Origin of the sequence: Gelidibacter sp., assembly GCF_039916245.1 — a bacterium.
Classification (GTDB): Bacteria; Bacteroidota; Bacteroidia; order Flavobacteriales; family Flavobacteriaceae; genus Gelidibacter.
Genome location: NZ_JBDSLS010000099.1, coordinates 1 through 4228, shown reverse-complemented (window position 1 = coordinate 4228; position 4228 = coordinate 1). Strand labels below are relative to the sequence as shown.

The following is a 4228-nucleotide window of genomic DNA, read 5'->3' as shown; positions in this document are numbered from 1 at the left end:
TACCATTCCGAACAGAGAAGTTAAGCCCGTTTGCGCCGATGGTACTGCATCTCGTGGGAGAGTAGGTCGCCGCCTTTTTTGAGAGTCCCCAACATTCATTTGTTGGGGACTTTTTTTGTTTGTATGGTTTTGTAACTTCGTCTATATCAAATAATTTATAAGTATATAGATGATTTTTTAAATCTAAAAGATGTCCGAAAACTTGTCAATTTTGTGTATTTTCAAATGCTGTTAGAAATAGCTTATAATGGAAGTAAATAAAGATATAGAGTTAGCGTGGGATTTTGTAAACAATACCAATCAGAACGTTTTTTTAACGGGAAAGGCCGGCACTGGGAAGACCACGTTTCTTCATAATTTAAAACATAAATCTTTAAAGCGCATTGTGGTGGTGGCTCCTACAGGAGTTGCTGCAATTAATGCGAAAGGGGTTACCATTCATTCTTTTTTTCAATTACCTTTTGGTCCAATTTTGCCAGACGCTGATACAAGTCAGTCGTCGGGCTTCAATAAAAAATTCAGTAAAACCAAAATCAATATTATTAAATCCATGGATTTATTAATTATTGATGAAATAAGTATGGTGCGTGCTGATGTTTTGGACGGTATTGACAAAACTTTGAAACGGTTCAGGAATAGAAACAAAACCTTTGGTGGGGTGCAAGTGCTCATGATTGGAGATTTGCAGCAACTATCGCCCGTGATTAGAGAGAATGAATGGCAACTTCTTAAACCGTATTATCAAACAGGATATTTCTTCAGTAGTCATGCGTATCAGCTCTGTAACGCCATTACTATAGAACTTCGACATATTTATAGACAGGAAAATCCCAAGTTTATTGAGATTCTGAACGAAATTAGAAACAATACGCTTTCAGAAGCTGCGGCAAACGAATTGAATAAGCGTTATATCAAGGATTTCAGACCAGATCCGAAAGAAGGGTATATTGCATTGACCACGCATAACAATCGTGCAGAACAGGTTAATAATGCTGAATTGGAAGCTTTAACTTCCAAGGAACAAAAGTATAAAGCAAAAGTGTCAGGAAAATTTCCTGATCATGCCTATCCAAATAATGAAGAGCTCATATTAAAGGTCGGTGCGCAAGTGATGTTTATCAAAAATGATAGCTCTCCTGAAAAGCGTTACTTCAATGGGAAAATCGGAAAAGTCATTTTGTTGGATAAAGATGAAGTGGTCGTAAAATGTCCGGATGATGAGTTTAATATTGTGACAACGCCCGAAGAATGGGAGAATATTAATTATTCTGTAAATCCTGAAACGAAAGCCATCACAGAAGATAAAATAGGTTCCTTTATCCAAATGCCGTTGCGTTTGGCTTGGGCCATTACCATACATAAAAGTCAAGGTCTAACATTCGAAAAGGCCATTGTAGATGCTCAAGGTGCATTTGCACATGGACAAACTTATGTGGCGTTAAGCCGATGTAAATCTTTAGAAGGTCTGATTTTAAAAAGTAAGATTGATTCGAGCCAAATTATCAATGACCAACAGGTGAGTTCATTTACTAAAACATCGGCGGAGAACCAACCTGATGAAAACACACTACAATCAGCTCGAAAAACTTTTCAATTGGAGTCCATTCAAGAGATTTTCGATTTTTACGAGTTTTTATATCCAGCTAATCGTTTAATGGACATCTTTTATAAAAATAGAGGCAGTGTTCAAGGGAATGTAGAATTACCTTTGATAACCATGAAAGACGGGATTACAAATCTCTTAAAGGTTAGTAATGGTTTTAATGTACAATTAAAACAAATCGCTGATGCTGATGATTTACCTGAAACTAATACTGCTATTCAAGATCGGTTTAAAAAGGCCATTGCTTATTTCAAAACCGAAACCGAAAAATGTGTCATGGACACCTTAAAGTCTTTCAATTATTCTACCGACAATAAAGCCATTGAAACTGATCTCGTTAAAAGCCTGGACGTCATAGAAGAATTATTGGCGGCTAAATTGTCTTATTTTAATGGATTGGCAGAAGGATTTTCTACTCAGAAATTTTTGGAGTTACGAGCCAAGTCGGTATTCTTGACTAAAGATAAACCCAAAAAGACCAGATCTTCGGTGATTGATGGTACGATCAATATTGAATTATTTGAATTATTACGAGAATTGCGGAATGAGATTGCGAATGAAAATGGCCTTGTGCACTATCAGATTTTCACTCAAAAAGGATTGTATGAGATCTGTGAAGTGCTACCTATTACTAAAAAGCAACTTTTAGAAATCGATGGTTTTGGAAAAGTCCGTGTAGAGAAATATGGAGATCAGATTTTGGAGGTCATCAAAGCCTATTGTGAAGAAAATGACATTGAAACTGATGATACTATCGAATTTGAAAAGCGGCCAGAACCAAAGAAGAAAATCGCTAAAGGCGAATCCGACAAAATATCATTAGAATTATACCAATCAGGCAAAACGATTGCTGAAATTGCTGCAGAACGTGAACTTGTGGAAACAACCATCTTTGGTCATTTATCTAAATTTGTCGTTACTGGAGAAGTTGATGTAAAGGATTTGATTTCTGAAGAACATTTTAAAGAACTCACTGAACTCATCCCAAAACATACGTTTGAGAATCTAACCGATTTAAAACGTCAGCTGGATGATAAATATAGCTATAGTGACATTCGTTTAGTGCTAAATACTATGGAGAACCCATCTGATAAAACAAAAAAAAGACCCAATCTAAGTTGAGTCTTCCGTAAATAATATCTAAAGAAAAATTATTCCTTAATAAGATTTCGTGAAATCACAATTTTCTGAATCTCTGAAGTGCCTTCATAAATCTGTGTGATTTTCGCATCGCGCATCAAGCGTTCCACATGATATTCTTTAACAAAACCGTTTCCACCATGAATCTGAACCGCTTCAATGGTATGCTCCATAGCCACTTTGGAGGCAAATAATTTTGCCACTGCACTTGAAACGTCATAATTATTACCTTGATCTTTATCCCAAGCGGCTTTCATTACTAAATGACGCGCCGCTTCAATATCGACGTACATATCGGCCAATTTAAAAGCGATCGCTTGATGGTTACAAATTTCGGTGCCAAAAGCTTTACGTACTTTGGAATATTTTAATGCCAATTCATAAGCCCCCGCAGCAATTCCTAACGCTTGCGCTGCAATACCAATGCGTCCGCCAGAAAGAGTTTTCATGGCAAACCGGAATCCTGAGCCATCCTCACCAATTCTGTTTTCCTTGGGAACTTTCACATCATTAAACTGAAGGGTGTGCGTATCACTTCCTCTAATACCTAATTTGTCTTCTTTTGGACCAATATCAAAACCTGGCATCCCTTTTTCAAGAATGAAGGCGTTTATACCGTGAGAACCTTTGTGCTTGTCCGTTTGGGCAATTACCAAATACACATCGGCACGTCCACCGCTGGTAATCCAGTTTTTGGTGCCGTTAATGACATAATGGTCACCTTTGTCTATCGCTGTCGTTGTCTGAGAAGTCGCATCACTTCCAGCTTCTGGTTCACTCAAACAAAAGGCGCCCACATACTCTCCAGTTGCCAGTTTAGTAAGATATTTTTGTTTTTGCTCCTCGCTGGCAAAAGCTTCCAAACCATAACAAACTAAAGAGTTATTTACAGAAACAATGACGGACGCTGAAGCATCGATTTTGGATAATTCTTCCATAATCAATACATAAGAAATCGCATCCATCCCGCTGCCGCCATATTTAGGATCTACCATAATCCCTAAAAAGCCTAGATCCCCCATTTTTTTAACCAGTTCTTTTGGGAACACTTGCTTGTTATCGCGTTCAATAACACCTGGAAGGAGTTCAGTAATGGCAAAATCACGTGCAGCGTCACGGATCAATTTATGTTCTTCAGTTAGCGTAAAATCCATCTTATAAAATAATTGTTGATTTATTAAAAAACGAATCCAAATATAAGGTTTTACTAGTATTTTATCAATTTGAATAGCTATTTTTACGGCTATGAACAAAAATCACTACAACGTAATAGGAGTTATGTCAGGCACGTCCTTGGATGGATTGGATATTGCGCATTGCACTTTCACCTGTTCGGAGGGTTGGGAATTTAAAATATTGGAGGCCGAAACCTGTCCGTACCCATCTGATTGGGTTGAGAAACTAAGAAACCTGGTAACATTTACTAAGTTAGAATTAGTCCAATTGGATGAAGAGTATACCAGTTTTATAGGAGATGCAATCCGT

Annotated in this window: 3 protein-coding genes; 2 read left to right on the top strand and 1 reads right to left on the bottom strand. The window is 37.3% G+C overall.

What is annotated here, in order from left to right:
* Positions 1-247 precede the first annotated feature (247 nt).
* Positions 248-2725 (top strand): helix-turn-helix domain-containing protein, encoded by a 2478-nt coding sequence (locus ABIQ28_RS04800; protein WP_348035707.1) that lies wholly within the window; start codon positions 248-250, stop codon positions 2723-2725.
* 29 nt (positions 2726-2754) lie between these two features.
* Here the strand turns inward: ABIQ28_RS04800 and ABIQ28_RS04795 are convergent, their stop codons facing one another.
* Positions 2755-3897: an acyl-CoA dehydrogenase gene (locus ABIQ28_RS04795; protein ID WP_348035705.1), complete on the bottom strand. Its 1143-nt coding sequence runs from the start codon at positions 3895-3897 to the stop codon at positions 2755-2757.
* Between the two features lie 91 nt (positions 3898-3988).
* Between ABIQ28_RS04795 and ABIQ28_RS04790 the strand changes: the two genes are divergently transcribed.
* The coding region (locus tag ABIQ28_RS04790; protein ID WP_348035704.1) for an anhydro-N-acetylmuramic acid kinase at positions 3989-4228 on the top strand (240 nt) is incomplete at its 3' end.